Raw genomic sequence first — 25,423 nt, forward strand, 5'->3', positions numbered from 1 at the left:
AGCCTAAGCGCTTTCGCATGGACCTCGGTGCCCGACATGACCGCCCAGATCATCGCCACCCTGCTGCCGGTATTTCTCATCGCCGGCTGCGGTACGCTTTATGGCCGTTTTCGCACGCCGGACATACGCAGCATCAACACGCTCAACATGGAGCTGTTCGTGCCGATGCTGGTGTTTGCCGTGCTGGCCGATGGCCAGGCGCCGCTCGAAGAGTATGTCGGCCTGGCTGCGGCGGGCGGCGTGGTAGTGCTGGGGTCAGGGCTACTGCTGTGGCCGCTGGTGAAGTGGCTGCGACTGGAGCCGAAGACCTTCCTGCCGCCCATGATGTTCAACAACTCTGGCAACATGGGCATCCCCTTGCTGCTGCTGGCGTTCGGTGAAGCTGCGCTACCGGCGGCGATCGTGCTGTTCATCGTCGAAATGCTGCTGCACTTCTCGGTGGGGCTCTACATGCTGAGCCCGCAAACGCCACTTTGGCGGCTGCTGCGCATGCCAATCGTACTGGCGAGCCTGGCGGGTCTTGGGGTCAACCTGGCGGGAGTGCCCTTGCCCGGCTGGCTGCTGGAAGCGTTGCATATGCTCGGCGGGGTCTGCATCCCGCTGCTGCTGTTTGCCCTCGGTGTGCGAATGCTCGAGATCGACTTCAGCGACTGGAAGACCGGCCTGCTCGGTGCCCTGCTGTGCCCGCTTTCGGGCTTGCTGCTGGCCGCCCCGTTGATCTGGTTGCTCGGGCTCACCGGACTGCAGGCAGCGGCACTATGGGTCTTTGCCGCGCTGCCGCCGGCGGTGCTCAATTACCTGGTGGCGGAGCAGTACCGCCAGGAGCCGCACAAGGTGGCTTCCCTGGTGCTGATAGGCAACCTGGGCAGCCTGGTAGTGATGCCGATCGTGCTGGCTCTGGTATTCCTCCACGTCTATCCTGGCGCCGGCTGAACTGAGGGAACCTCAGGAGCACAGAGGCTGTCTGCATGAGCCGTAAGGGTTTATGCTGTGACACAAGCGGCCAAATATTTCTGCGTAAACCCCAAGGTTAGGAGTGAGCTAATGCGTATGAGGACACTGCTGGCGGGTTCGGCCATGCTGGCCCTGCTGGCCGGTTGTGCGGCTGGCCCGATGGATGACGGCGCCGCCCCGATGGCGGATGATCGCGAAGCGGTCTATCAGGGCACGCTGCCCTGCCGCAACTGTGCCGGTATCGACCTCGATGTGCGGATGCTCGGTACGGAGCAGAGTGCACTGGAAGAGCGTACCTTCACCCTGCGTGCCAGCTATCGCGAGCATCCCCAGGATCCGCCCGACGAGAACTACGCCGGTAACTGGGAAGTGCTGAGCGGTACCGCGGTCGACCCGGATGCCACGGTGTACGAACTCACGCCGGACGGTGAGGGCCAGGTCTACTACTTCCTGCGCGTCGACGAGCGCACCCTGGAGCTGATCGACCCCCAGCGGCGTCGCTTCCAGAACAACGAGTCCCTGCAGCTGCGGCGCCAGTAACGGCGCTGCGGTGCGCAAGAAGGCGGCCAGCAGGCCGCCTTCTTGCGTCTGGGCGTCAACGGACCTGATAGAATGAGCCTTCTGCGGCAGGAGAGGGGCCGGCATGGCCAAGGCTAAGAGCGCGTTCGTCTGCACCGAGTGCGGGGCGGAGTATCGCAAGTGGCAGGGGCAGTGCTCGAGCTGCCTGGAATGGAACACGCTGAGCGAGGTTCGACTGAGTGCGCCCCGCCCGGGTACCGGCACCGCCACGGCGTCCGTGGCGCGTGGGGGCTATGCCGGGGCCCTATCGCGCGAGGTGGTGGACCTGGCCAACATCGACCTCACCGAAGTGCCGCGCCTCTCATCCACGTTCGGCGAGTTCGACCGAGTGCTGGGCGGCGGCCTGGTCCCTGGCTCAGCGGTGCTGCTGGGTGGGCACCCGGGAGCGGGCAAGTCCACCCTGCTGCTGCAGACCGCCTGCAAGCTGGCGCAGGCGCGCAAGGTGCTCTACGTCACCGGCGAGGAGTCGCTCTCCCAGGTGGCGATGCGGGCGCACCGCCTGCAGCTCCCGGCGCAGGGGCTGAAGATGCTGGCCGAGACGAGCGTCGAGACGATTCTTGCCGTGGCTGAGCGCGAGCGCCCGGAGATCCTGGTGATCGACTCGATCCAGACCATGCATCTGGAGGACATCGCCTCGGCGCCCGGCGGCGTGGCCCAAGTGCGGGAGTCCGCGGCGGCCCTGACCCGCTTTGCCAAGCAGAGCAATACGGTACTGCTGCTGGTCGGCCATGTGACCAAGGACGGCACCCTGGCCGGCCCCAAAGTGCTGGAGCACATGATCGACGCTTCGCTACTGCTCGAAGGCGGCGCCGATTCCCGCTTCCGTACCCTTCGCGGGCAGAAGAACCGCTTCGGCGCGGTCAATGAGCTGGGCGTGTTCGCGATGCTCGAGCACGGCCTGAAGGAGGTGAAGAACCCCAGCGCCATCTTCCTCTCGCGCGGAGAGGAGCAGGCGCCAGGCAGCCTGGTGATGGTGGTGTGGGAGGGCACGCGGCCGCTGCTGGTGGAGGTGCAGGCGCTGCTCGACGAGTCGGCGCTGGGCAACCCGCGGCGCGTCGCCGTGGGCCTCGACCAGAACCGCTTGGCCATGCTGCTGGCGGTGCTGCACCGCCATGGGGGCCTGTTCACCGGCGATCAGGACGTCTTTCTTAACGTGGTGGGCGGCGTCAAGGTGCTGGAGACCAGCGCCGACCTCGCGGTGCTGCTGGCGGTGGTGTCGAGCCTGCAGAATCGGCCTTTGCCGCGCGAGCTGGTGGCCTTCGGCGAGGTGGGCCTTTCCGGCGAGATTCGCCCGGTTCCCAGCGGGCAGGAGCGGATCGTCGAGGCGGCCAAGCATGGCTTCACCCGGGCCATCGTGCCGCGGGCCAATGCGCCGAAGCATGCCCCCGGCGGCATGGAGGTCGTCGCAGTTGACAAGCTGGCCGATGCCATCGAGGCGCTGTAAGTCGCTGTAGCCGCGCTGTTCTAGACTGCCAAGAAATGCAACCCAAGGAGACTGTGATGAGCGCGATCCGCCTGACCCAATATAGCCACGGCGCAGGCTGCGGCTGCAAGATCGCTCCCGATGTGCTGGATGGCATCCTGGCCAAGGCTGGGCCCGGCGCCACCCACGCCCGGCTGATCGTCGGCAATGAGGGGCGTGAAGACGCGGCGGTCTATGACCTGGGCGATGGTCGCGGCATGATCGCCACGACCGATTTCTTCATGCCGATTGTCGACGATCCCTTCGATTTCGGCCGGATCGCCGCCACCAACGCCATCAGCGACATCTACGCCATGGGCGGAACGCCGGTGCTCGCGCTCGGCATCCTCGGCTGGCCGCTGGACAAGCTGGGCCCGGAAATCGCCAGTGACGTAGTGGCCGGCGCCCAGGCGGTGTGCCGCGAGCTGGGCCTGGCGCTGGCCGGCGGCCACTCCATCGACGCGCCGGAGCCTATCTTCGGCCTGGCCGTCAACGGCCTCGTCGACCTCAAGCACCTCAAGCTCAACAAGGGCGCCCAGGTAGGCGACCTGCTGTTCCTGACCAAGCCGCTGGGGGTGGGCATGCTGACCACCGCTGAAAAGCAGGGGCTGCTGGAGTCGGGTCACCAGAACCTGGCCCGCGAGACCATGCTGGCCTCCAACCAGATCGGGGTGGAGCTGGCCAGGGTAGAGGGCGTGCATGCCATGACCGACGTGACCGGCTTTGGCCTGGCCGGCCACCTGGCCGAAGTTTGCCAGGCCAGCGGCGTGGCGGCGCGCATCGACTTTCGCCGCCTGCCGCGGCTGGCCGAGGCCGAAGCCTATCGGCGCCGTGGTGCGGTGCCCGGCGGAACGCAGCGCAACCGCCAGGCCCTCGGCGATGCGCTCAAGCCGATGGACGAGCCGCACTGGCAATGGCTGTGCGACCCGCAGACCTCGGGGGGCTGCTGCTGTCCGTGCACCCCTCATGGGAAGATGACGTCGAGCGCATCGGCCGTGCCCATGGCATCGAGCTGGTGCCGTTCGGCGAGATCGTCAAGGCCAGCGGCCCTGCGCTGATCGAGGTGCTGGGGTGACATTGCCGCAGGTCGAACCCGAGCTGACGTTGCTGCAGCAGGGGCGCGCGCTGATCGATGTGCGGGCCCCGGTGGAATTTGCCCAGGGGGCTTCCCGGGGCGATCAACCTACCCTTGATGGACGACGACGAGCGCCGCCTGGTGGGCACCGCCTACAAGCAGCACGGTCAGCAGGCCGCCATCGCGCTTGGCCAGCGCCTGGTCAGCGGCAGCATTCGCCAGCAGCGCATCGCCGCCTGGCGGCAGGCGGTCGTGGAGAATCCCGACGCGATCCTCTACTGCTTTCGCGGCGGGCTGCGCTCGCAGATCGCCCAGCAGTGGCTGGCCGAGACCGGTGTGGAGCGGCCACGCATCCGCGGCGGCTGGAAGGCCATGCGCCATGCGCTATGCCAGCGCATCGAGACGGCATCCGAGCAGCCCCTGCTGGTGGTGGGTGGTCTCACCGGCTGCGCCAAGACCGCGCTGGTGCAGCAGCTGGCCAACGGGCTCGACCTGGAGGGCTGCGCCCGCCACAAGGGTTCGGCCTTCGGTCGTCACCCCTTGCCGGCGCCCAGTCAGATCGACTTCGAGCACGCCATGGGGCTGCGTCTGCTGGCACTGTCAGGTCCGCTGGTGGTGGAGGACGAGTCGCGCCATATCGGCACGGCCAACGTGCCGCTGGCCTTCTGGCGGAGCATGGAGCAGGCGCCCAGGGTGCGGGTGGAAATGCCGCTCGACTGGCGCCTGGCCCAGATCCACAAGGACTACATCGACGATCTGTGGGCGATCTATCGCCAGCAGTTCGGCGAGTGGCTGGGCTGGGCGCTGATGCGCAAGCAGCTTGCGGGCGCGCTGGCACGGCTGAAGAAACGCCTGGGCCATGCCCGCCTGGCCAGGCTGCAGCGCCTTCAGCAGCTTGCCTTCCGTGAGCACGAGCGCGGCAATCGGCAGGCGCACGAGGCCTGGCTGGCCCCGCTGCTCACCGAATACTACGACCCCATGTATCGCTACCAGCTTGAGCGGCGCGATCCGGGGCGCTTCCTGCACGTCGGCGACTGGGACAGCTGCCTGGCGGCGGCGAAAGCCTGGTCGCAGGAGCGCTCGCGGCAGCTCGATACGCAGCCGCAGCCGGCGTGAGATGCCTTACGCCGGGGCGCTGCGGATCCACTGGCTGAGCAGGCGGTCGAGCAGCGGGGCCAGGCGGTCGAACCGCCGGCTGTCGGCCAGGATGCTCTCGTTGGGCTGCGCATGGGGGCTGGCCTCGCTGCCCTCGGGGCGCGCCTGGTGTTCGAGCAGCCGGGAAACCCCGGCGTGTGTGACCTCGAGGTGGCACAGCAGCCCCAGCGCCCGGCCGGCGTCCCAGGCGAAGCCCTGTACCGGGCTGCCGGGGCTGCCGCCCAAGGGTAGGGCATCGTCGGGCAGGGCGAAGACATGGCGGTGCCACATGAAGGCGGTGAACTGCTCGGGCAGGTCGAACGGACTGTCGGGCGCCAGGGTCACCTCATGCCAGCCCACCTCGGCGTAGGTGCCGCGACCCACCGTGGCGCCGAGTTCGGTGGCGATCATTCGGGCGCCAAGGCCGATCCCGAGCAGCGGTTTGCGGCCGTCCAGCGCCTTGGCGATCAGCTTGCGCTCAGGCTTGAGCCAGGGGTGGTGCGCGTCGTCGTCGAGTGCCATGGGGCCGTCGAGCACGATCAGCGCATCGCCGTCGCCAAGGCTTGGCGGCGCCTCGCCGGCGTAGAGATGAAACACGGTATGGCTGTGCCCCATGCTGGACAGCCAGTCGGCAATCCGTTCCGGCCCGTGGTCCGGGCTGTGTTGAAGCAGATGCAGGTGCATGGAATCCTCGCCATTGAAAGGTGACACGAAGCAGGGGAGCGGAGCGTACATGAAACCGGCGCTGCGGGAACAGATACTGACCATCATGGCGGCTATACCGCCAGGGCGGGTGACCACCTACGGGCGCATTGCCGCCATGACCGAGGGCGGCACGCCGCGGCTCGTCGCCCGGGCGCTGCGTGAGCTGCCCGACGACCACGGGCTGCCGTGGTTCCGCGTGATTACCGCATCGCGCCGGGTGGCCGAGCATCCCGGTGCCATCAAGCAGCGCGAGCGGCTGGAGGCCGAGGGCGTGCTCTTTGATAGCCGGGGACGCGTGCCGCCCGAAGCCATGTGGCCATGAGCCATCCGCTTCCTGATCCTTTCTTCTGACCGTCGAAACACGAGGAGAATCCATGAGCCAGCCAAAAGGGGGCTTCCATGAGCGACTGCAGGCACTCTCGTCGCGTCAGCAACAGGCCTTCATGGCGGCGCTGTGCGAGCGGATGCTGCCCAACTATTCGCTCTATGCCCAGATGACGGGGACCGGCAATCCGGCCGGCCTGCGTGTGATGCTCGATCTGGTGTGGGAGCAGCTCGCCGTACGCGAGGCGCGTATCGACTTCGAGCGTCAGGCGGAAAAGCTGGCCGAGCTCGAACCGCCGGAGGACGACGACAGCTTCGGTGCCCGGCGCGCGGTGGAGGTGGTCGTGGCGATGTCCTCGCTGTTCGATACGCTGCGGGGTGAGTCCCCCGAGGCCGTGCTCGAGGTCAGCCGCATCTCCAAGGGAGGCGTGCGCGCCTTCGTCGAGCTGACCGAAGGCGAGGAGGATGCCGGCAAGCTGGCCAAGCTGGTACGTGAGCACCCACTCATGGCCGACGAGAACGACTTTCAGGATGCGGTGCTGGAAGCGGCGGAAGGTCCGCTCGACCGGGACTCGCTCAAGGCGCTGCGCCGGCTGGGGCGCAACGATGGCGTGAGCAATCTCGGCCTGGCGCTGGAGTGATGGGGGCGAAGCGGGCGCCCACGCCCGTTTCGCCAGGCTTCCTTCGTACAGCCTAGCCTAGAAGCGGAAGCCGCCTATTATCATCGCCCCGGCGGTGCCGAACACGATTAGGTCGGTCTCGAAGCGCCCCCACTGCACACCCACGCTGGGCAAGGCCGCCGGGGCAGTGCCGTAGCGGTTAAACGGAATATTGTCCTGGTACTCGCCGCGGTAGCCGTGCAGCAGGCCGGCGGTGAGCTTGGCGCGCACGGTGACGTTGTCACCAGGCTGCCAGAAGGAAACTCGCGCCCGGCGTAGAGGTAGACCGTTTCCTGGTCGAAGGAGTTGAGGAAGCGGGCGCCGCCGACCAGCCAGCGCTGGGGGTTGTGCAGTTCGAGGCTGATCAGCTCCTGGGTGTTGTTGTGGTCGGGCTGGGGGTTGAAGTGGCGCGTGTAGAGGCTGGTTTGCAGCAGCACGTGCTCGACTTCCAGCACGGGTGGCCAGATTGACGGCGAGGCCTGCCCGGACGGCTGGGCCTGGGCTGCGGGCACCGCCAGGGTGGCGGACAGCGAGGCCAGGATGAGCTGGCGGACCGCCTGCCTTGCTGTCGCTACTTGGCGGCCTGCTGGCGTTGTCAAAGACGCATCTCGATGCCGCGCTCGGCCATGTAGCGCTTGGCCTCGGGGATGGTGTACTCGCCGAAGTGGAAGATGCTGGCGGCCAGCACTGCGTCGGCGCCGCCCTTGATCACACCGTCGACCAGGTGATCGAGGGTGCCGACGCCGCCTGAGGCGATCACCGGCACTGTCACCGCATCGCTAATCGCCCGGGTCACACCGAGGTCGAAGCCGGCCTTGGTGCCGTCGCGGTCCATGCTGGTCAGCAGCAGCTCGCCGGCGCCGTATGCGACCATCTTCTTCGCCCACTCCACGGCATCCAGCCCGGTGGGGCGGCGCCCGCCGTGGGTAAATATCTCCCAGCGCGGCGTTTCGCCCTCGGCCGAGACCCGCTTGGCGTCGATGGCCACCACGATGCACTGGCTGCCGAAGCGCTCGGCGGCCTCGCGCACGAACTCGGGGTTGGTCACCGCCGCGGTGTTGATCGAGACCTTGTCGGCGCCGGCGTTGAGCATGGTGCGGATGTCGTCGCAGCTGCGAATGCCGCCGCCCACCGTCAGCGGAATGAACACCTCGCCGGCAATACGCTCGACCATCTCTACCGTGGTGTCACGGTCCTCGTGGCTGGCCGTGATGTCGAGGAAGGTGATCTCGTCGGCGCCCTGCTGGTTGTAACGCTGGGCGATCTCCACCGGGTCGCCGGCGTCGCGGATGCCGATGAAGTTGACGCCCTTGACCACGCGGCCGGCGTCGACGTCGAGACAGGGAATGATGCGTTTGGCCAGGCCCATGTCAGCCTCCCGCCCGGTTGTCGGTGAGTTCGTCGCACAGCCGCTGCCCTTCGGCGACGTCCAGGCTGCCTTCGTAGATGGCGCGCCCGGTGATGGCGCCGAGGATGCCGGGCTCGCCTGCGGCCACCAGCGCGCGCAGGTCGTCGAGGTTGGTGACCCCGCCGGAGGCGATCACCGGCAGGCCCCTTCGCGGGCCAGCTCGGCGGTGGCCTCGACGTTGACCCCGTTCATCATGCCGTCGCGGGCGATATCGGTGTACACGATGCTGGAGACGCCGTCGTCGGCGAAGCGCTTGGCCAGATCCACCGCCTTGACCTGGGAGACCTCGGCCCAGCCGTCGGTGGCGACAAAGCCGTCGCGGGCGTCCAGGCCGACGATCACGTGGCCGGGGAAGGCGCGGCACATCTCACCGACGAACGCCGGCTCCTTGACCGCCTTGGTACCGATGATCACGTAGGAGACCCCGGCGGCCAGGTAGTGCTCGATGGTTTCCGCGCTGCGGATGCCGCCGCCGATCTGGATGGGCAGTTCGGGCCAGCGCCGTGCGATGGCGGTCACCGCCTCGCCGTTGATCGGCTTGCCTTCGAAGGCGCCGTTGAGGTCGACCAGGTGCAGCCGGCGTGCGCCGGCCTCGACCCAGCGAGCCGCCATGGCCACCGGGTCGTCGCCGTAAGTGGTGGCGTCGTCCATTCGGCCCTGCTTGAGGCGGACGCACTTGCCGTCCTTCAGATCGATGGCGGGAATTACCAGCATGTCGTGTCCTCTCGGGTGCACTAGCGGCACCGGGTTGTCATCTTGGCTTCTGCGGGCGACGCGTGGCCAGGGTTCAGGGCGCCCACTCGACGAAGTTTTCCAGCAGCTTGAGGCCGGAGCGGGAGCTCTTCTCGGGGTGGAACTGCACCGCGAAGGTAGCGTCGTAGCCTACGGCCACGTGGGCCTCGATGCGGCCATAGCGCGTGGTGCCGAAAACGCAGGCATCGTTCTCCGCCGTCACGTAGTAGCTGTGCACGAAGTAAAAGTGCTCATCCTGGTCGATGCCGGCCCACAGCGGATGCTCGTGGTGCTGGCGAACGATGTTCCAGCCCATGTGCGGCACCTTCAGGCGCTGGCCCTGCTCGTCGACCATGTCGAGCGGGAAGCGCTTCACGGTGCCGGTCAGGAAGCCAAGGCAGGGCACGCCGCCGCTCTCTTCGCTGTGGTCGAGCAGCATCTGCTGCCCCACGCAGATGCCCAGCAGTGGCTTGCTCTGGTTGGCCAGCAGTTCCTGCACCAGGCCGCGCAGCTCGGTGCGCTCGAGTTCGCCCATGCAGTCGCGGATGGCGCCCTGGCCGGGCAGCACCAGGCGAGTGGCACCGAGGATGCAGCGGGCGTCGCGGGTGATGATCACCTTCTCGTGGGTCACGTGCTCCAAGGCCTTGGCAACCGAGTGCAGATTACCCATTCCATAGTCGATGACGGCGATGGTCATGGAAACTCCTCTGGTATCGGTTACAGGCAGCCCTTGGTCGACGGCATCTGGCCGGCCATGCGCGGGTCGGCCTCCACGGCCATGCGCAGGGCGCGGCCGAAGGCCTTGAAGATGGTCTCGGCCTGATGGTGGGCGTTGAAGCCCTTCAGGTTGTCGATGTGCAGCGTAACCCGCGCATGGTTGACGAAGCCCTGGAAGAACTCCCAGAACAACTGGGTGTCGAGGCGGCCGATGGTGGCGCGGGTGAAGTCGACGTCCATGAACAGGCCCGGGCGGCCGGAGAAGTCGACCACCACGCGGGACAGCGCCTCGTCCAGCGGCACGTAGGCGTGGCCGTAGCGGCGAATGCCGCGCTTGTCGCCTATCGCCTGGTCGAAGGCCTGGCCGAGGGTGATGCCGAGATCTTCCACCGTGTGGTGATCGTCGATGTGCAGGTCGCCCACCGCCTTGATGTCCAGGTCGATCAGGCCGTGGCGTGCCACCTGGTCGAGCATGTGATCGAGAAAGGGAACGCCGGTTTCGCAGTTGAGGCGGCCTTCGCCGTCGAGGTTCACTGTGACCGTGATCCGGGTTTCTTGGGTATCACGGGTAACCGTGGCGATTCGCTCGGACATGTCGGACTCTCTCGCGCGTGCGCGCGTCGCTGGGTATGACCCCGGGCTAGCTGCCGGGCGGGCTAGGCGCTGGGCCTGCCGTCATGGGCCGACCATTATAGAGAATCGCCCCCCCATCCGCTACAATGCGCCCACGTCTACGGCGGCCCCGGCCGCTGCCCGGGGAGGCCGCCATGCCGGTAACGCTTCAGTTCGTCGATCATTCCCGCTGGGCCTGCGAATCGCAGGTGCAACATGACCTCAAGCGCATCTACGACGATGCCCCTGCCGAGCGCCTGCCCCTGCCGGCGGGCGCCTTCATCGAAACCTGGCTCCAGGCCGGCCGCCGCTTCGGCTGCGCCCACTTCAACGATCGCCTGATCGGCGCGGTGGCCATCGCCACCGACGACCAGGCCTGGTGGCTGTCGCACTTCTGCATACGCAAGGCCACGCGGCGTCGGGGGTTGGCTCACGGCTGCTGGCCCTGATCGGCGATGCCGCGCGTGAAGAGGGGCGCACGCTGCGCGTCAGCGTCGCCGAGCTCCCGCTGGCCGACCAGCTGCTGCTCTCTCGGCTGGGCTACCGGCTGCATGCCGCCGACGACTATTTCGAGCTAAGACCACCGCTGTAAGGAGGCGGTACACATGAAGCGACTGTTGCAAACGCTGCTTGCAGCCATTGGAGTTCTCGGCGTGGCGGTGGTGGCCGCGGTGGTCTATGTCACGACCTTTCTCGACCCCGAGGACTTCAAGCCGCGGCTCATCGAGGTAGTGCGCGAACACAGCGGCCTCGAGCTGACGCTGGATGGACCTCTCTCGTGGTCGTTCTACCCGCGCCTGGGCGTGAGCGTCGAGCGCGCCGAGGCGCGGCTGCAGGAACAGGCGCTCGACTCACCCCCTTCCTCGCCTTCGAGCGCGCCGAGGTCAGCCTGGCATTTGCCCCGCTACTGAGGGGAGGTCGCCATCGAAGGGCTGACCCTCGATGGCATGCAGCTGCGGCTGGTGCGCGATGAGCACGGCCAAGGCAACTGGGAGACGCTGCTGGAGCGCCTCGACGAGCGGCGCGAGGGCGCGGAATCGGCGCTGGCGCCCGCCACTGCCGGCCCCAGCCTCGAAGGCAGCAACCTGGTGGTGGCGCTCAATATCGCCAGCGTGCAGGTGCGCAACGGCGCGGTGCGCTTACGCGACCACGAGGCCGAGCGCGAGTGGATGCTCGAAAACCTCAACCTCTCTGGCACCAACGTCAATCCCGAGCGCGCCTTCCCGGTCAAGAGCGCCTTCCGGCTCTCCTCCTACGGTGCGCTGGACTGGCGCGAGCTGGAGCGCCCGCCTGGCCTGGCCAGTGAGATTGCCCTGGAAGGGCGAGTGCGTCTGGCGCTGGCCGAGCGCCGCTACGTGATCGAAGGGGTGCGGCTCAATACCGCGACCACGCTCGAAGGCATCGACGGTCGGCAGCAGGCCGACCTGAGCGGCCAGCAGCTGCTGCTTGACCTCTCACAGCAGCGCCTGCAGCTGCAGGAAGGGCGCCTGGAGGCCAATCTGCAGCATCCCGCGTTGGGCCCGAGGCCGCTGCCGCTGGCGCTGACCTTCCAGCTTGAAGGCGACCTTGGCGAGGCCTCTGCCCAGTTGCGCGATCTGCAGCTGACCGGCCCCGACGACCTGAGGCTCAGCGGCAATCTCAACCTGGCGGGGCTTGACGGAGCGCCGAGCTACGGGGGCAGCTGAGTCTGGCGCCCTTTTCGCTACGGGCCTGGCTGACACGCACCGGCAACTTGCCGCCCACGGCGTCGGCGCGGGCGCTGACCGATGTGGCCCTGACCAGCCCGGTACGCGGCGACCTGGCGCGCGCCGAACTGCCCGGGCTCACGCTAGTGTTGGACGGCAGTACCTTTACCGGTCGCATGGCTTATGGCTTCGGCGGGCAGGCGCTCAGCTTCGACCTGCATGGCGACAGGCTCAATCTGGACGACTACCTGCCGCCTCCGACCTCTGCCGGGCAGAGCGCATCGCGCCAGCGGCTAGGTATCGGCATCGCCCACGCGGAAGAGGAGGCCACCCTGGTGCCGGAAGAGTGGCTGACCGCCCTTGCCCTGGAGGGCGCGCTGGAGGTCGAGCGCCTGCGCATGAGCGGACTCGACTTCACCCAGGTGGCGATCGCCCTGGCCGGTAGCGACGGCCGCCAACGCCTGGAGCGTTTCACCGCGAATTTCTACGGGGGTGAGCTGGGCGCGAGCGGCGCGCTCGACCTGACGCGCGATCCCATTCACTGGCAGCTGGCCCCGCGGCTGTCGCGGGTGCGCCTGGAGCCGCTGCTGCAGGCGCTGGCCGACGACGAAGGCCCGGCCCGCTGCGCGGCCGCCTGAGCCTCGAGGGCCAGCTCGAAGCGCGCCACAACACCTTGCCGGCGCTCAAGCGCAGCCTGGCCGGCCAGCTGGCCGGGCGCATCGACGAGGGGGCCATCCTTGAGGTCAATCTCTCCCAGGAGCTCTGCACGCTGGCCGCGCTGCTCGACGGCCAGGAAACGACGCGTGAGTGGAGCGCCGACACCCGCTTCGAACGGGCCGAAGCGAGCCTGCAGATCACTGAAGGGGTGGCGCGCAGCGAGGATATTCTGGTCACCCTTCCCGGCATTGCGCTGCGCGGTGCCGGTGAACTCGACCTGGTGACCGAGCGCTTCGACCTGCGCGCCGCCGCGCGCTTCGTCGACGGCGCCGATGCGGCCTGTCCGGTCAATCCACGGCTCGAACGCATCCCGCTGCCGATGCGCTGTAGCGGCGACTACACCGGCGACAGCGGCGAATGGTGCCGCTTCGATCGCGAAGCCTTCCAGGCCACGCTGGCCGAGCTGCTGCGTGAGGAGGTTTCCCAGCGCACTGGTGACGAGATCGAGCGCCGCCTCGAGCGTCCGCTGGAGCGTCTCGAGGAACGCCTGGGCGAGGACCTGAGCCGGGAACTTCGCGACACCCTGCGCGGTCTGTTCAATTGACTACCTAGTAAGTCAGTCCCTGCGCCGGCTCCTCCAGTCGGCGCTTTTTTTGATGGGACACCGGCGCCTTGCGTCGGCGCGCCCATGCCTTTCGGTGGTACGCCATGTCGTCGAACAAGCAAGCCAACGTGAAGTCCGGCATCGAGCCGGTCTTGCCTCCCGATGAGTTTCAGCACCGGCTGCTGGCCTGGTTCGATGCCTGCGGCCGCCACGACCTGCCGTGGCAGCGTGAGCGCACCCCCTACCGCGTGTGGGTGTCGGAAATCATGCTGCAGCAGACCCAGGTGGCCACCGTCATTCCCTATTTCGAACGTTTCATGGTGCGTTTCCCCGACCTCGCCAGCCTTGCTGCCGCCGAACTGGATGACGTGCTGCATCTCTGGACCGGCCTTGGCTACTATGCGCGTGGCCGCAATCTGCACAAGGCAGCGCAGCAGGTGCAGCAGGAGCACCATGGCGAGCTGCCGGTGGCCAGCGTCGAGGCCCTGGCCGAGCTGCCGGGCATCGGACGCTCTACCGCCGGGGCGATCATCGCCCAGAGTACCGGGCGGCGAGCCGTGATCCTGGATGGCAACGTCAAGCGCAGCCTGGCCCGGCTGCACGCCGTGGCGGGCTGGCCGGGCCGACCGGCGGTAGAGCGCCAACTGTGGGCGCTGGCCGAGCACTATACCCCCGAGCGTCGCGTGGCCGACTACACCCAGGCCATGATGGACTTCGGTGCGACGCTGTGTCGGCGCGGCACGCCCGAATGCGAGCGCTGCCCGTTCGAGCGCGTTTGCGTGGCCCACGGCCGGGGCGAGGAGCGCCGCTTCCCTGAATCGAAGCCGAAAAGGGTGCTGCCGATGCGCACTACCCTGATGCTGGTGCTGCAGGATGCCCAGGGCCGCGTACTGCTCGAGCGGCGCCCTTCTCATGGGCTTTGGGGCGGGCTATGGGGGCTGCCCCAGTTCGACGACCTCGAGGCCCTGCGCCATTGGCTCGATGCCCATGCGCCGGGGGCGCGGCTTGCGCCGGCCTGGCCCGCCTTCGGCCATGTCTTCAGCCACTTTCACCTAGAGATCACGCCGCAACCTGTCTACGTCGAGAGACTCGATGCGGTGGGGGAGGCGCGTTGCTGGTACGATCCAGGCAACCCGGGGCGTATCGGCCTGGCGGCGCCCGTAAAGTCGCTGCTCGCCTCGCTCACGCCATTCATCCTGGAGGCGCCGAAGGGCCCTGACGTCCAACCAATGACCACAAAGGAGATCGATATGGGCCAGACCGTGTTCTGCCGCAAGTACCAGCAAGAGCTGGAGGCTCTGCCTTTCCCGCCGCTGCCCGGCAAGAAGGGGCAGGACATCCAGGCCAGCGTGTCGAAGCAGGCCTGGGAAGAGTGGCAGGCGCTGCAGACGCGCCTGATCAATGAAAAGCACCTGAATCTGCTCGAGCCCGAGGCGCGGGCCTATCTCAACGAGCAGATGGAGCGCTTTTTCGACAACCAGGAAACCGATCAGGCGCAGGGCTATGTACCGCCGAACCCCTAGGTTCGTGACCTTGAGCGCGGCGCGCCAACTTCATGAAAAGAAGGGGTTGACGCAAGCGAGCGCATTTAGTTAAATACGCACCGTTGGCAGCGGCCAGATAGCTCAGTTGGTAGAGCAGGGGATTGAAAATCCCCGTGTCGGCGGTTCGATTCCGTCTCTGGCCACCACACTGCTGGGGTATCGCCAAGTGGTAAGGCACCGGTTTTTGGTATCGGCATTCCCAGGTTCGAATCCTGGTACCCCAGCCACGCCAACCCTATCCGATCTGCAGTTTCCCTGGATCGGTCCCGAGCCGGCATAGCTCAGTTGGTAGAGCAACTGACTTGTAATCAGTAGGTCCCGGGTTCGACTCCTGGTGCCGGCACCATCAAACAGTACGCGAAATCAGCAGCTTACGAGCAAGAGTGGAACCCCCGCCTGGCGTGTCAGTAGACCTGACAGCTTCGTGAAATAGAGACAGATCATCAGCCTCACACTTGTTTCCATCTGGAACCGAGGTGAGGTTATGCGCGTTGTATCCGTTATTTCGACCAAGGGCGGGGTCGGCAAGACCACCGTCACTGCCAATCTGGGCGGCCTCCTGGCCGATGCGGGCCTCAGGGTCCTGTTCATCGACCTGGACAGTCAGCCGACGCTCTCCAGTTACTACCCCCTCCGCACCGAAGCCCCCGGCGGCACCTATGAGCTGATCGCGCTTAGCGACACGGCTCCCGACCGCGTCATATCGCAGACGGCTCATCCCAATCTGGATGTGGTGATCTCCAACGATCACGCCGGCCAGCTCCCTCAGCTGCTGCTCAACGCCCCGGATGGCCGCTTCCGGCTCGCCCAGCTGCTCTCCCGCCTGTCGGGCTATGATCTAATCCTGATCGACACCCAGGGGCGCGCTCCATCACCCTGGAGATGGCGGTCCTCGCCTCCGATCACGCCCTCTCTCCCATCACCCCCGAGCTGCTTTCCGCCCGCGAGTTCGTGCGTGGCACCGTTGGCCTGCTGCGCGATCTCGAGGCGCTCAGCCAGTTCACCCACCTCTCCGTTCCCCCGTTTCCGTACTCGTGAATCGCCTGGATGAAACCGCCGATGCGCGGGGCATCCACCAGACGCTGGCAGAGATGTTCGCCGCCGGCGAGCAGGGCGTCACCGTCATGCAGAGCACCATCCGCGCCGGTGTCGCCTTCCGACAGGCGGCCAGCGCCGGCCTGCCGGCTCACCAGTTCGAGCCGCGCAAGCCCGCCGGCCGCAAGTCGCCTTCTGCTGCCGACCAGATCAAGGCGATGGCCCGTGAGCTCAACCCCGACTGGCAGCCGCTGATCGACGCCATGGTCAGCACCACCGCCATGCAGGGAGGCTGCCACGATGAGTGCCATTGAGAACCTGGTCGAGCTTCGGGTGGCCGAGGAGCGCCCGGAAGCCGGCTATCTGCCTCCCCACAGCCTGGAGGCGGAGCAGTCAGTGCTGGGTGGGCTGCTGCTGGATAACGCCATGTGGGACGAGGTCGCCGACCGCCTGGCCCCTGGCATGTTCTATCAGCAGGCCCATCGTCTGGTGTTCCAGGCGATCCAGGGGCTGGCCGAGCGCGACCAGCCGATGGACGTGGTGACGGTCTCCGAAGCACTGGAGGAAGCCCACCAGCTGGAGCAGGTGGGAGGGCTCGCCTTTCTCGCCGAGCTGGCTCGCAATACGCCCAGCGCGGCCAACGTGGCGGCCTATGCCGAGATCGTGAAGGACCGCCATGCGCTGCGGCAGCTGATCCACACCTGCTTCACGCTGAACCAGCAGGCCCTGAACGCTCAGGGCCGCACGGCCGCCGAGCTGATCGAGGAGGCCGAGCAGAAGCTCTTCGCCCTGACGGAGGAACGCCACGACCGGCTGAGCTCCATGAAGGAGATGCTGGGAGAGGCCATCAACGTCATCGATCAGGCCTTCAATGCGCAGGGTGGGGTGACGGGGATCCCGAGCGGCCTGAGCGAGCTGGACGCCATGACCGCGGGCTGGCAGCCGGGGGATCTCATCATCCTGGCCGGCCGCCCCTCCATGGGCAAGACCGCCATGGGGCTCGGCTTCGCGGAGCATGCCCTGACGGCAGAGGAGGCTGCCGGTCCGGTGTTCATCTTCTCCCTGGAGATGCCCGAGTCGCAGCTGATGCTGCGGCTGATCGCCAGCCTGGGCAATGTCTCCCTGCAGAAGCTGCGCACCGGAAAGATGGAAGACGAGGATTGGCCCAAGGTAACCGCCGCGGTCAGTCGGCTCACCCAGCTGGACGGGAAGCTCTTGATCGATGATGCCTCGGGCATCACCGCCTCCAGCCTGAAGGCCCGTGCTCGTCGCATGACGCGGCGCTTCGGGCGCCCCTCCATGATCCTGGTGGACTATCTGCAGCTGCTTCAGGAGCCGGGCAGCGAGAATCGAACCCTCGAGGTGGGCAAGGTCAGCCGCATCCTCAAGGAGACCGCCAAGGAGCTTCGCGCTCCGGTGATTGCGCTGTCGCAGCTCAACCGCTCCCTGGAGACCCGCCCCAACAAGCGCCCCTGTATGGCCGATCTGCGCGACAGCGGCGCGCTGGAGCAGGATGCCGACCTCATCGCCTTCATCTACCGCGACGAGGTGTATCACCCCGACAACGAAGAGAACCAAGGCCTGGCCGAGCTGATCCTGGGCAAGCAGCGCAATGGGCCCACCGGCACCGTGCACCTGGCGTTCCAGGGGAGTCGGCGCGCTTCAAGCCGTTGGCCTGGCAGCATCAGGAGGTGACCCCATGAGCCAGTATCGCGTGCGCACACCCGAACCCCGTTCCCGGCTTTCTCAGGCGTTGGCTCAGGTCATGAACGAGACTCGCCAGCGTCAGCTTGAGGCTGAGCAGCAGGGGCTCTCATCTCTCGAGCATCTGATCTGCGTGGCTCAGGGACACAGCGGCCAGTCCCATCACCTGCGCCGCCTACTCCTCGCGCTCTACAACGGCGACAGCTGGCCTTTCGAGATGCAGCGGCTGCGCGGGCTCGACCCTGCCCTGCAGGCAGATGCCCTCGCGGTGATCCAGATGGCCACCTACAGCGGCCACGAGATCCACACCTTCATCGAGGGTGGTGATGCCTTGCTGAAACGCTTCTGGGAGATCGAGGAGGCCAAGGATGAGTAAGTCGCTGTCGGCAGCACGAGGGTGCAAGGGGATGCAGCGTCTGGTGCGCTATGCCGCCACCCGGGGGTGGGAGGTGCAGCGTACCAGCGGTGGGCACCTGCGGTTCAGCAAGCCGGGTTGTGCGCCGGTCTTCACCTCCTTTACCACCAAGGACCGCCGCGCCGAGCTCAATGCACGCTCCCAGCTGCGCCGCGCGGAGGGGCAGCAGAGGGGCCGCCATGAAGAGTGATTCCACTGTCATCAGCACCCAGGCGCCGCATGGCGGTGCCGCCTCCGTCCGCTTCGTCACCGAGGAATACCGCCGATGAAACGCCCGAGCGACCAGCAGCTTCGTGAGCGCTTGATGCAGCCCAGCCCCAAGCGTCAGGGGCAGCCCGTGGATGCCATGACACCGCCCGACCAGGAGATGGCCGTCTGGGTCACCCTGGACATGCTCAAGCCCTACGAGCACAACCCCCGGCAGGTCCAGAACCCCAAGTACGAGGAGATCAAGGCGTCGATCCGTGCCGCGGGCCTCAAGCACAAGCCCCCGGTCACCCAGCGGCCGGGCGAGAAGCACTACACCATCTGCGACGGTGGCAATACCCGCCTGCAGATCCTGCGCGAGCTCTATGAAGAGACCGGTGAGTCGCGCTTCCACGCCTTCTATGCCCTGTACCGACCCTGGCAGTCGGAAGTGAAGATGCTGACGGGGCACCTCAGCGAGAACGACAACCGCGGCCAGCTGCTCTGGATCGAGCGTGCCAAGGGCGTGGTGGACGCCAAGGCGATGTATGAGGAGGAGAGCGGCAACACGCTCTCGCAGCGCGAGCTGATCAAGCGTCTGGCCGAGGACGGCTACCAGGTCGCTCAGAGCCATATCAGCAAGATGCTCTACACCGTCGAGCACCTGCTGCCTACCCTGCCCAACACCCTCTACAGCGGCCTTGGCCGGCCACAGGTCGAGAAGCTGATCAGCTACCGTGAAGCCTGCCGGCTGCTCTGGGAGCGCTGCACCGAGGAGGTCACGCCCGAGGGCTTTGGCGAGGCCTGGCACCAGACCATGGCCTGGTTCGATGATGAGGGCCAGACCGAGATGAACTGGAGCATCGTGGTGGACCGGCTGTGCGGCATGCTGGCGGACCACACTGGCGTGCACTTCAACGTCTGCGAGCTGACCCTCGATAACATTGTCACCTACCGCAAGCGACGCTGGGACCTGGAAGAGCATCAGGCCTTCGAGGCCCTGGACGTTGAGCTGCAGCAGATGCGTGACCCCGACGCCCAGCCGCCCTCGCTCTATCCACCGCTGCCCGAGCCCGCCACGGGCGGTGCGCCGGTGGTGAAGGTACCCGCTTCAGCTCCTGGCCGTGAACCTCAATCTCAGCCGCAGACCGACCCTCAGGCCGAGCAGCTGCCGTCGCCTCGGACCCTTAGCCGAGACGCGCCTACCGACGATGAGAGAGCAGAGAGCGCCGAGCTGCTTCGGCTGCGTGAGCAGGTTGCCGCTCTGGAGCGCGAAAAACAGCAGCTGAGCGAGTCACCGTCTCCCTCGGTGCCGGTATTTAGCGAGTCGGCATCGGAGGCTGACTCAGGGCCCATGGTGGCACCCGCAGAGGAGGCGTGTGACTGGCCAGAGGGTGCTGCGCGGACGGAGGCCGAGCGGGCTGCCCGCCTCGAGGGGCTGACCCAGTCCCGCTGGGAAGAGACTCCAGGAAGCGCGGCTACCGTCACCATCTGGCCAGCGAGCTCGGCGTGCCCAGCTTCGACTTCGAGCAGCTGGCTCCCCTGGCGGCACCGGTGCTCTCCGGTGAGACCACCCCGCCCATTGCCGACGTCTGGTTTATCGAAGGCGTCGAGGATGAGCCTCGCTCACTGCGTATTCGTATCCGTGAACTGGTGCAGGTCATCGCTCGCTGGGGCGGCTTCGGCGGCAGCGACGTGGTGATCGCCGATGACGACGGCATCGGCTTCGACCTCAACCCACTGCCCGAGGCGGCCGACCGCCGTGCCCGCTTCGCCTGGCAGGCGCTGGCCAGCCTGCGCGGCGAGCTCAATCCCGAGTACCCCGCCGATGCCACCCTGTGGGAGCGCTGCTGGGCACCCATCGGGAAGAGGGCGCTGAGAACGCCTGGGACGATGCGGTACTGCTTCGTTTCTTCCGTCTGGTGCGGCTGATTCGCCGCCTTCGTGAACACCTGCAGGGACAACAGGAGGCCCAGTCATGAGCTCTTCATCCGCCAACCTGAATCAGGCGCTGCTCAGCCAGGTCATGGGGTTTCTTCGTGAGGGCAACATGCGCCGTGCGCTGGCCCTCGGCTTCAGTGAGGATGAGCTGCGCACCCTGCGGCGGCTGAGAGCGAGCGATATTGACTCGCTGGCCTGCGCAGGGCCGGTGGTAGCGCGCTTCTCGGTGGATCACGCCGCACTGCGCGGCGTCCTGGCGCGCATCGATCGTGACCAGGACCGTGAGACCCTGATCGACCGCTGCCTGAGGCTGGGGGCCAGCGTCAGCATGATGGGAGCGTTCTTCGGCCTGACCGGCAACGACTGCTCGACGCGCCGTCAGCTGTTGGGCATCGCGCCGCGCCAGGGGCGGCTGGCGATGCCGTCGGAGCAGGCAGAGCACGATGCCTGGGAGCGCTGGCAGCATATCGCCCTGGACCCCAAGGCGACCGATGACCTGCAGGGTATGGTGACCCTCGCCGAGGAGACCGATATCCCGCTGGCGGTGGTGTGGCACCTGGTCAAGCAGTGGGTCGACCCCGGCCAGCCGCGCACGGCGCCGCCGGCCGAAGAGTGGGCGTCACCTGAAGGAGAGCGGTGATGGTGCAGCTGCGTGATGCCACTCGGAAGGGGCTGGATCGCCTGATTGGCCAGGCGGCTTCCGAGCTGACCCAGCGCCGGGGCGAGTCCCCGGCGTCCTCCGTTGTGAACGGTGAGGTTGGGCAGTCTGGAGAAGCCGCATCCTCGGGCCTCGATGGCCTGCTGTTCTTCGGGAACCCCCATGAGACCGTGCCGCGGTCGTTGCTGCTGGATCCGCGCCTCGGGCACGTCGACAAGCTTGGCTGGCAGATGATGCGCATGCTGGTCAATCCGGACCGAACCACCGCGGTGCCGACCTACGACGAACTGCAGCCCTTGCTGCGGGGGCGCCGGGCCAGAAGGCGTCGCGGGCCACGGTCGCCCGGGTTATCGCTGTGCTTCGCCTGACCCGCTGGGTCAGCCTCGGGCACCGGGCGCGCAACGCGCAGAACGGCCGAATTATCGGCAACGTCTATATCCTGCACGACGAGCCGCTTTCGCCCGCAGAAGCTTCGGTGCTGGATGCCGACTACGTTGAGTATGTGTGTCGCTGCCTTGATCACCAGAACAAGGTGGTCAAGGCCGTCGCTGCCATGGTGCTCGAGGAGCTCCAGGAAGCCGGTGCCCTGCATGAGCTGCCGACGCGTCTCGATACCATGGCCTCTCGCTCCCGGCAGGCCCGGAGCCGGTCGCTTGCCAGGCATGACGCTGCCCAGTTCTCTACCGTGACTGACCAGAAGAACCAGGGCAGGCAGCCGAGTTCTCATCGAGAACCCGGCCGAGTGCATCGAGAGAACTCCCCTGGTTTTCAGAGAGAACCAAGCCTGGAATCAAAGGCTTATCGGGCTGTCGAGGCAGTTCTCGATGAAAACTCGGGCAGTTCTTCCCGTACAGTACGTACTTCACACTGTGTAAAACCTACAGGTACCTCAGCCGTGAACCTGCACTGGCCGGCATGTCTCTCGATGGATGAGAGCGAACGCCAGGCGACTCAGCTGCTGATGGCGGAGCTGGCCGGCGACACCCAGCAGGCGATTCTCGATGAGGCGGCAGGGCGCGTGAGCGGTGGCTCGGTGCGAAACCCCAAGGGCTTCCTGCGAGGGCTGATCAAGCGAGCCATCGGCGGCGATTTCGTGGCGACCGGCTATGCCCAGGCTCAGGCGAAGCGCCGGGTGGGGAGGGCGCCACAGGGGGCTTCCGCCGCCGCCGAGCGGCCGGCAGCTCGAAGCGTACCGCCGTCCTCCCCTGGACAGCGGAGCCGCCGATTGCCGAGCCGAACACCACCTCGCCCGAGGAAGCCCAAGCCGCCCGAGAGCAGTGTCTGCGCTCGCTGGGGTTGTGGCCATCGGCCGGGAAAAACCCACTCAGCGGCCATTAACGATTCCCCTGTCTTCCCCGCATCAACTGATTGACAGTGCCTGCCGTACCGCGGACACACATCAGCATGAGGGCAACGCGACATGGCCGTTGATCGCCTGGGAGCACTGCGCAGCAAGATCGAGCTGACGCTACACACCCATCACGCAGCACGGATCTGGAAGGGGCGAGGCGTCGAGACAGGGCGTCCGCAGATTATCGGCATGCGGCAGTTTCTGCTTATCTGCGGTGCGATCAAGCAGAACGCCGCCAAGGATGACCCCTATGCGGATCACTGGCTGCTGCAGCTGGATGCCAAGCTCGCCGAGACGCGAGCTCAGCTGGACCAGCGCCTTCAGGAGCTGGATAACCTGCTGGCTCAGCTGCCGCCAGAGCTGGACGTGGAAGAGAATCTCAACCAGCAGCCCCTCAAGATTCCCGTCTATACGGGCGGCCAACACGGCTGGCTCGCTCTGCGCCTGCTGATCGATTTCGACCGCTTCGTCAGGCGCGTCATGCTTGCTCACCATATCGCTCTGATTGGCCGGCGACAGATGGAGGAATATGTCCGGGTGGGGGTCACCTCCTGCGCAGCCTGTGCGCGAGCACCCAGAAATACCCCGGATTCAGCGGTGCCACCCGGGATGACTTTGCCGCCAACAATGCCAAGGCTCGAGACGCCATCGAGAAGTTCGGCGCACTCCCTGACGATGTGCTTTCCGGCAAGCGGCGCAGCGAGTTTGCACCGCCAATTGCCAAGCCAGCTGAGGCCGCGAGGGCCGGCAGCGACGGCGAGTCGAAAGGAGACTCACCGCCTTCCGCTGGGGAGCCAGGAGACGCTCCCTCGACGTGATTCCACTGGAATCACTTGATCGGCGGTGCCGGGGAGAGCTCCGGGGTGATTCCACTGGAATCACCTGGGCGGCGGTACCGGGGAGGTCTCTGGGGTGATTCCACTGGAATCATCTGGGCGGTGGTGCCGGAGGAGGCCTCCGGGGTGATTCCACTGGAATCACTTGGGTGGCGGTGCAGGGGAGGCCTCCGGGGTGATGCCAGTGGCATCACTTGGTCGGTGGTGCCGGGGAGGGCCCCGGGGTGATTCCACTGGAATCATCTGGGGGGTGCCGAAGAGGCCTCCGGGGTGATGCCAGTGGCATCACTTGGGCGGTGGTGCCGGAGGAGGCCTTGGGGTGATTCCAGTGTAATCACCTGGGCGGTGGTACCGGGGAGGTCTCTGGGGTGATTCCACTGGAATCACTTGGGTGGCGGTGCAGGGGAGGCCTCCAGGGTGATGCCAGTGGCATCACTTGGTCGGTGGTGCCGGGGAGGGCCCCGGGGGTGATTCCACTGGAATCACTTGATCGGCGGTGCCGAAGAGGTCTTCGAGGTGATTCCAGTGGAATCACTTGATCGGCGGTGCCGAGGAGGTCTTCGAGGTGATTCCAGTGGAATCACGGCAAGTGCATGAGGGGGCAGCTTGGATACCGCATCGAACAGCTATGGCAATGATGCATTCAACAGCTACGCAAAGGGTTTTTAAAACCCTTTAAGGGTAAGGGGAGCTGATTCGGCTCCGTGATGAGTTGGAGGAGTCGGCAAGAGCGGCGCGGCAAGAGGCGATCGATATAGCCTCGCAGGCGAATGGGGGTTGCTGAAGTCGACCGACCTCTGGCTGACCCCATGGGGTAAATCAGGCGTTCCTGCCAGAACGCTGCAGTGGCGCGATAACAGGCAGAGGAGCATGGGGCTTTGGCTGCTGGAAACGTTCCTGTCTCGCGACGACATATCCGAGGCGATGCGGCAGTCCGTCATCGATCTCGAGGTGCAGCGCTGCGTGTTCAATGCCAAGGCGGCCACGATCAACTGGTCGATCAAGCGAATCGGCAAGGCGCTGGCCGATATCGAGCATGCCGTCTCATTTCAGCGATAACGACCAAGGAGGATACCCATGGGCACCCGCTTTTACGGTGAGGGAAATATCGGCAGCGATCCGGAGGTTCGGACATTCCCCGTGCGTGAGAACCAGCCGCCCCGCACGCTGCTCAGGCTAAACGTGCGATTCGATAACCTGGTCCCCAAGGATGGAGAGATCGTGGATCGTGGTGGCTTCTGGGCCGATGTGGAGTGGTGGCACCGTGATGCCGAGCGCTGGTCCCGACTGTACCAGCGGGGCATGCGGATTGTGGTAGTGGGCAAGATGGTTCAGGACAGCTGGGAGCAGAACGGCGAGACGCGCACGGCCTTCAAGGTGCAGGCAGACCGGGTCGCTATCTTGCCTCACCGGGTGGCTCAGGTAATCATGGATGCCCCCCATAGCCATCAGCAGCCGGCTGAGCAAGACAACAGCGGCGCAGAGGCCAGCCAGGAAGGCTTCGGGGGCTAGCCGCTGAGTGATCATGGATGAACCAAGGAGAAGAGCGATGAAGGGAGCCAGGGGAGTACTGTGTTGGGTGAGCCTGGGTGCCGCTGTGACCTTGGCAGCGGGCTGTACCACACAGGACCATCTCTACTCTCAAGGCCGCTGCCTGACCTGTATCAACAATCCGGTGACCGGGGAACCAGTCAATTACGACCCCGAGCAGCAGCCTGCTATCGAAAAGGATGCTGTGGCAGCCAGCAGCGGCCAGGAGGTATCGGCAAGCGGCCGTCATGGGCGCTTCAGCATGGCATCGCCGCTTGATGTGGATACGGCCTATGCTCGGGTGCGTTCCGAGTTCGGATTCCGCTCCGATGCGGACTTCAACCCGAACAGCAACTCTGACCAGTGGGCGATGATGGACGATGCCTGGCACTTCGATGCCACGCCCGGCGCTTTCTATCAGATGAGTGACTATGCCAGGCAGGCCGTCAACGGTGCCGAGCACTCCCTGGTGCTGAAGACTCAAATCCAGCGCGACGGCAGCGGCTCTCGCATCAACGTTGAGTACTTGCCAACGACCAGTGCCGGGTACGATGGAGATGCCATGGGTGAGGCGCTTGAGGAGCGTTTCCGCATGGCGCTCCGTTAGCGCAGACAGGAGGGCATTCGGTGACATCGCCAGCACTGAGAAAAGAGCGGATCGGCATCGCCCATGCAGCGCAGCTGCTGGGCGTTCGTGTCACCGAGCTCAAGGATGCCCTTCGGCATGGCCGCGACCTTCGCGGCCATGCGCCACCCCAGCCCATTGTCAGAGGTGCCGGCTCGTCCGGCACCCAGATGCTGTTCCTCCTGGGCGAGGTTATGGACGTCGCCGAGCTGATGGCCAGCTCTTGAAGGCGTCGGTGCAAAGCCGTTTCGCTGTCGTTCCCTTTCTTGCTTCGCTCCCTCCCCTGCCTTG

At 66.3% G+C, this 25,423-nt stretch carries 29 protein-coding genes, 3 tRNA genes and 6 pseudogenes; 32 read left to right on the forward strand and 6 right to left on the reverse strand.

The window, feature by feature from the left end; all coding sequences use genetic code 11:
* Positions 1–36 precede the first annotated feature (36 nt).
* The 5 genes and pseudogenes from ACUDAL_RS17660 to mnmH all read left to right on the forward strand — a co-directional run bounded on the left by ACUDAL_RS17660 (position 37) and on the right by mnmH (position 5,186).
* Positions 37–933, forward strand: a complete 897-nt coding sequence (locus ACUDAL_RS17660) for an AEC family transporter (protein WP_444679429.1) — start codon at positions 37–39, stop codon at positions 931–933.
* Between the two features lie 111 nt (positions 934–1,044).
* Positions 1,045–1,494, forward strand: a complete 450-nt coding sequence (locus ACUDAL_RS17665) for a copper resistance protein NlpE N-terminal domain-containing protein (protein ID WP_444679044.1) — start codon at positions 1,045–1,047, stop codon at positions 1,492–1,494.
* Between the two features lie 103 nt (positions 1,495–1,597).
* Positions 1,598–2,977, forward strand: coding sequence for a DNA repair protein RadA (radA, locus tag ACUDAL_RS17670; protein WP_444679045.1), 1,380 nt, complete (start codon positions 1,598–1,600; stop codon positions 2,975–2,977).
* 56 nt (positions 2,978–3,033) lie between these two features.
* Positions 3,034–4,070 (forward strand): annotated as a pseudogene (gene selD / locus ACUDAL_RS17675) (selenide, water dikinase SelD).
* Positions 4,067–5,186: pseudogene (gene mnmH, locus ACUDAL_RS17680) on the forward strand (tRNA 2-selenouridine(34) synthase MnmH). Before selD ends, mnmH begins: the two co-directional pseudogenes overlap by 4 nt.
* 6 nt (positions 5,187–5,192) lie before the next feature.
* Here mnmH and ACUDAL_RS17685 read toward each other — a convergent pair.
* Positions 5,193–5,888 (reverse strand): type 1 glutamine amidotransferase, encoded by a 696-nt coding sequence (locus ACUDAL_RS17685; RefSeq protein ID WP_444679046.1) that lies wholly within the window; start codon positions 5,886–5,888, stop codon positions 5,193–5,195.
* Positions 5,889–5,937: 49 nt separating this feature from the next.
* Between ACUDAL_RS17685 and ACUDAL_RS17690 the strand changes: the two genes are divergently transcribed.
* Positions 5,938–6,231 carry an MGMT family protein gene (locus tag ACUDAL_RS17690; protein WP_444679047.1) on the forward strand — a complete coding sequence of 98 codons (294 nt, stop codon included), beginning with the start codon at positions 5,938–5,940 and terminating at the stop codon, positions 6,229–6,231.
* Between the two features lie 52 nt (positions 6,232–6,283).
* On the forward strand, positions 6,284–6,874 hold the full coding sequence (locus ACUDAL_RS17695; protein ID WP_444679048.1) for a YjaG family protein: 591 nt from the start codon (positions 6,284–6,286) through the stop codon (positions 6,872–6,874).
* A gap of 107 nt (positions 6,875–6,981) precedes the next feature.
* Here ACUDAL_RS17695 and ACUDAL_RS17700 read toward each other — a convergent pair whose 3' ends face one another.
* From ACUDAL_RS17700 to hisB, 5 genes and pseudogenes are all read right to left on the reverse strand, one after another.
* The gene (locus ACUDAL_RS17700; RefSeq protein WP_444679049.1) at positions 6,982–7,491 is read right to left on the reverse strand and encodes a hypothetical protein; all 510 of its coding nucleotides are present in this window, start codon (positions 7,489–7,491) and stop codon (positions 6,982–6,984) included.
* Positions 7,488–8,261 carry an imidazole glycerol phosphate synthase subunit HisF gene (gene hisF, locus ACUDAL_RS17705; protein WP_444679050.1) on the reverse strand — a complete coding sequence of 258 codons (774 nt, stop codon included), beginning with the start codon at positions 8,259–8,261 and terminating at the stop codon, positions 7,488–7,490. Before hisF ends, ACUDAL_RS17700 begins: the two co-directional genes overlap by 4 nt.
* 1 nt (position 8,262) lies before the next feature.
* Positions 8,263–9,014 (reverse strand): annotated as a pseudogene (hisA, locus tag ACUDAL_RS17710) (1-(5-phosphoribosyl)-5-[(5-phosphoribosylamino)methylideneamino]imidazole-4-carboxamide isomerase).
* Positions 9,015–9,087: 73 nt separating this feature from the next.
* Complete coding sequence (gene hisH / locus ACUDAL_RS17715; protein WP_444679051.1) at positions 9,088–9,729, reverse strand: imidazole glycerol phosphate synthase subunit HisH; 642 nt, start codon at positions 9,727–9,729, stop codon at positions 9,088–9,090.
* Between the two features lie 20 nt (positions 9,730–9,749).
* Positions 9,750–10,343 carry an imidazoleglycerol-phosphate dehydratase HisB gene (gene hisB / locus ACUDAL_RS17720; protein ID WP_444679052.1) on the reverse strand — a complete coding sequence of 198 codons (594 nt, stop codon included), beginning with the start codon at positions 10,341–10,343 and terminating at the stop codon, positions 9,750–9,752.
* Positions 10,344–10,516: 173 nt separating this feature from the next.
* Between hisB and ACUDAL_RS17725 the strand changes: the two genes are divergently transcribed.
* The 25 genes and pseudogenes from ACUDAL_RS17725 (at position 10,517) to ACUDAL_RS17845 (ending at position 25,359) form a co-directional block, all read left to right on the forward strand.
* The gene (locus ACUDAL_RS17725) at positions 10,517–10,810 is read left to right on the forward strand and encodes an acetyl-CoA sensor PanZ family protein (protein ID WP_444679053.1); all 294 of its coding nucleotides are present in this window, start codon (positions 10,517–10,519) and stop codon (positions 10,808–10,810) included.
* On the forward strand, positions 10,741–10,953 hold the full coding sequence (locus tag ACUDAL_RS17730) for a hypothetical protein (RefSeq protein ID WP_444679054.1): 213 nt from the start codon (positions 10,741–10,743) through the stop codon (positions 10,951–10,953). The genes ACUDAL_RS17725 and ACUDAL_RS17730 overlap by 70 nt, the downstream gene beginning before the upstream one ends.
* 13 nt (positions 10,954–10,966) lie before the next feature.
* Positions 10,967–12,046 (forward strand): annotated as a pseudogene (locus ACUDAL_RS17735) (AsmA family protein).
* Between the two features lie 47 nt (positions 12,047–12,093).
* On the forward strand, positions 12,094–12,684 hold the full coding sequence (locus tag ACUDAL_RS17740) for an AsmA family protein (protein WP_444679055.1): 591 nt from the start codon (positions 12,094–12,096) through the stop codon (positions 12,682–12,684).
* A 35-nt stretch (positions 12,685–12,719) separates the two neighbouring features.
* Positions 12,720–13,307, forward strand: a complete 588-nt coding sequence (locus tag ACUDAL_RS17745) for a hypothetical protein (protein WP_444679056.1) — start codon at positions 12,720–12,722, stop codon at positions 13,305–13,307.
* 104 nt (positions 13,308–13,411) lie between these two features.
* Positions 13,412–14,521 (forward strand): annotated as a pseudogene (gene mutY / locus ACUDAL_RS17750) (A/G-specific adenine glycosylase); the annotation flags it as partial.
* Between the two features lie 36 nt (positions 14,522–14,557).
* A complete protein-coding gene (locus tag ACUDAL_RS17755; RefSeq protein ID WP_444679430.1) occupies positions 14,558–14,830 on the forward strand; it encodes an oxidative damage protection protein in 273 nt (90 codons plus the stop codon).
* A gap of 91 nt (positions 14,831–14,921) precedes the next feature.
* A tRNA-Phe gene (locus tag ACUDAL_RS17760) sits at positions 14,922–14,997 on the forward strand.
* 6 nt (positions 14,998–15,003) lie between these two features.
* Positions 15,004–15,078 (forward strand) — tRNA-Gln (locus tag ACUDAL_RS17765).
* A 43-nt stretch (positions 15,079–15,121) separates the two neighbouring features.
* A tRNA-Thr gene (locus ACUDAL_RS17770) sits at positions 15,122–15,197 on the forward strand.
* Positions 15,198–15,335: 138 nt separating this feature from the next.
* Complete coding sequence (locus ACUDAL_RS17775) at positions 15,336–15,902, forward strand: ParA family protein (protein ID WP_444679057.1); 567 nt, start codon at positions 15,336–15,338, stop codon at positions 15,900–15,902.
* Positions 15,886–16,200: a hypothetical protein gene (locus ACUDAL_RS17780; RefSeq protein WP_444679058.1), complete on the forward strand. Its 315-nt coding sequence runs from the start codon at positions 15,886–15,888 to the stop codon at positions 16,198–16,200. The genes ACUDAL_RS17775 and ACUDAL_RS17780 overlap by 17 nt, the downstream gene beginning before the upstream one ends.
* On the forward strand, positions 16,187–17,581 hold the full coding sequence (gene dnaB, locus ACUDAL_RS17785) for a replicative DNA helicase (protein WP_444679059.1): 1,395 nt from the start codon (positions 16,187–16,189) through the stop codon (positions 17,579–17,581). The genes ACUDAL_RS17780 and dnaB overlap by 14 nt, the downstream gene beginning before the upstream one ends.
* A gap of 4 nt (positions 17,582–17,585) precedes the next feature.
* The gene (locus ACUDAL_RS17790) at positions 17,586–17,966 is read left to right on the forward strand and encodes a DUF7673 family protein (RefSeq protein WP_096654976.1); all 381 of its coding nucleotides are present in this window, start codon (positions 17,586–17,588) and stop codon (positions 17,964–17,966) included.
* A complete protein-coding gene (locus ACUDAL_RS17795; RefSeq protein WP_096654978.1) occupies positions 17,959–18,195 on the forward strand; it encodes a hypothetical protein in 237 nt (78 codons plus the stop codon). The genes ACUDAL_RS17790 and ACUDAL_RS17795 overlap by 8 nt, the downstream gene beginning before the upstream one ends.
* A gap of 75 nt (positions 18,196–18,270) precedes the next feature.
* Positions 18,271–19,893: a ParB family protein gene (locus ACUDAL_RS17800; protein WP_444679060.1), complete on the forward strand. Its 1,623-nt coding sequence runs from the start codon at positions 18,271–18,273 to the stop codon at positions 19,891–19,893.
* On the forward strand, positions 19,845–20,123 hold the full coding sequence (locus ACUDAL_RS17805) for a hypothetical protein (RefSeq protein ID WP_444679061.1): 279 nt from the start codon (positions 19,845–19,847) through the stop codon (positions 20,121–20,123). Before ACUDAL_RS17800 ends, ACUDAL_RS17805 begins: the two co-directional genes overlap by 49 nt.
* A 46-nt stretch (positions 20,124–20,169) precedes the next feature.
* Entirely contained in the window at positions 20,170–20,772 is a 603-nt protein-coding gene (locus tag ACUDAL_RS17810; RefSeq protein WP_023004696.1) for a DUF2857 domain-containing protein, read from the forward strand.
* Positions 20,772–21,158 (forward strand): hypothetical protein, encoded by a 387-nt coding sequence (locus ACUDAL_RS17815; protein ID WP_444679062.1) that lies wholly within the window; start codon positions 20,772–20,774, stop codon positions 21,156–21,158. Before ACUDAL_RS17810 ends, ACUDAL_RS17815 begins: the two co-directional genes overlap by 1 nt.
* Complete coding sequence (locus tag ACUDAL_RS17820; RefSeq protein ID WP_444679063.1) at positions 21,146–22,162, forward strand: STY4528 family pathogenicity island replication protein; 1,017 nt, start codon at positions 21,146–21,148, stop codon at positions 22,160–22,162. Before ACUDAL_RS17815 ends, ACUDAL_RS17820 begins: the two co-directional genes overlap by 13 nt.
* A 48-nt stretch (positions 22,163–22,210) precedes the next feature.
* Positions 22,211–22,959 (forward strand): annotated as a pseudogene (locus tag ACUDAL_RS17825) (PFL_4669 family integrating conjugative element protein).
* Between the two features lie 795 nt (positions 22,960–23,754).
* Positions 23,755–24,036, forward strand: a complete 282-nt coding sequence (locus ACUDAL_RS17830) for a hypothetical protein (protein WP_444679064.1) — start codon at positions 23,755–23,757, stop codon at positions 24,034–24,036.
* An 18-nt stretch (positions 24,037–24,054) separates the two neighbouring features.
* Positions 24,055–24,489 carry a single-stranded DNA-binding protein gene (locus tag ACUDAL_RS17835; protein WP_444679065.1) on the forward strand — a complete coding sequence of 145 codons (435 nt, stop codon included), beginning with the start codon at positions 24,055–24,057 and terminating at the stop codon, positions 24,487–24,489.
* 37 nt (positions 24,490–24,526) lie between these two features.
* Positions 24,527–25,114: a hypothetical protein gene (locus ACUDAL_RS17840; protein WP_444679066.1), complete on the forward strand. Its 588-nt coding sequence runs from the start codon at positions 24,527–24,529 to the stop codon at positions 25,112–25,114.
* Positions 25,115–25,134: 20 nt separating this feature from the next.
* A complete protein-coding gene (locus ACUDAL_RS17845) occupies positions 25,135–25,359 on the forward strand; it encodes a hypothetical protein (RefSeq protein WP_444679067.1) in 225 nt (74 codons plus the stop codon).
* The last annotated feature ends 64 nt before the right edge of the window (positions 25,360–25,423 follow it).

The organism is Halomonas sp. E19 (assembly GCF_052439355.1).
Lineage (GTDB): Bacteria > Pseudomonadota > Gammaproteobacteria > Pseudomonadales > Halomonadaceae > Halomonas.

Excerpts from the sequence above, each read along its gene's own strand:
- ACUDAL_RS17840 (WP_444679066.1), top strand. The coding sequence starts at position 24,527 with ATGAAGGGAGCCAGGGGAGTACTGTGTTGGGTGAGCCTGGGTGCCGCT.
- ACUDAL_RS17815 (WP_444679062.1), top strand. The coding sequence starts at position 20,772 with ATGGTGCAGCTGCGTGATGCCACTCGGAAGGGGCTGGATCGCCTGATT.
- ACUDAL_RS17790 (WP_096654976.1), top strand. The coding sequence starts at position 17,586 with ATGAGCCAGTATCGCGTGCGCACACCCGAACCCCGTTCCCGGCTTTCT.
- hisB (WP_444679052.1), bottom strand. The coding sequence starts at position 10,343 with ATGTCCGAGCGAATCGCCACGGTTACCCGTGATACCCAAGAAACCCGG.
- ACUDAL_RS17660 (WP_444679429.1), top strand. The coding sequence starts at position 37 with ATGACCGCCCAGATCATCGCCACCCTGCTGCCGGTATTTCTCATCGCC.
- ACUDAL_RS17835 (WP_444679065.1), top strand. The coding sequence starts at position 24,055 with ATGGGCACCCGCTTTTACGGTGAGGGAAATATCGGCAGCGATCCGGAG.
- ACUDAL_RS17695 (WP_444679048.1), top strand. The coding sequence starts at position 6,284 with ATGAGCCAGCCAAAAGGGGGCTTCCATGAGCGACTGCAGGCACTCTCG.
- ACUDAL_RS17685 (WP_444679046.1), bottom strand. The coding sequence starts at position 5,888 with ATGCACCTGCATCTGCTTCAACACAGCCCGGACCACGGGCCGGAACGG.
- ACUDAL_RS17775 (WP_444679057.1), top strand. The coding sequence starts at position 15,336 with ATGCGCGTTGTATCCGTTATTTCGACCAAGGGCGGGGTCGGCAAGACC.
- hisF (WP_444679050.1), bottom strand. The coding sequence starts at position 8,261 with ATGGGCCTGGCCAAACGCATCATTCCCTGTCTCGACGTCGACGCCGGC.
- hisH (WP_444679051.1), bottom strand. The coding sequence starts at position 9,729 with ATGACCATCGCCGTCATCGACTATGGAATGGGTAATCTGCACTCGGTT.
- ACUDAL_RS17755 (WP_444679430.1), top strand. The coding sequence starts at position 14,558 with ATGGGCCAGACCGTGTTCTGCCGCAAGTACCAGCAAGAGCTGGAGGCT.
- ACUDAL_RS17665 (WP_444679044.1), top strand. The coding sequence starts at position 1,045 with ATGCGTATGAGGACACTGCTGGCGGGTTCGGCCATGCTGGCCCTGCTG.
- dnaB (WP_444679059.1), top strand. The coding sequence starts at position 16,187 with ATGAGTGCCATTGAGAACCTGGTCGAGCTTCGGGTGGCCGAGGAGCGC.
- ACUDAL_RS17690 (WP_444679047.1), top strand. The coding sequence starts at position 5,938 with ATGAAACCGGCGCTGCGGGAACAGATACTGACCATCATGGCGGCTATA.
- ACUDAL_RS17795 (WP_096654978.1), top strand. The coding sequence starts at position 17,959 with ATGAGTAAGTCGCTGTCGGCAGCACGAGGGTGCAAGGGGATGCAGCGT.
- ACUDAL_RS17725 (WP_444679053.1), top strand. The coding sequence starts at position 10,517 with ATGCCGGTAACGCTTCAGTTCGTCGATCATTCCCGCTGGGCCTGCGAA.
- ACUDAL_RS17810 (WP_023004696.1), top strand. The coding sequence starts at position 20,170 with ATGAGCTCTTCATCCGCCAACCTGAATCAGGCGCTGCTCAGCCAGGTC.
- radA (WP_444679045.1), top strand. The coding sequence starts at position 1,598 with ATGGCCAAGGCTAAGAGCGCGTTCGTCTGCACCGAGTGCGGGGCGGAG.
- ACUDAL_RS17800 (WP_444679060.1), top strand. The coding sequence starts at position 18,271 with ATGAAACGCCCGAGCGACCAGCAGCTTCGTGAGCGCTTGATGCAGCCC.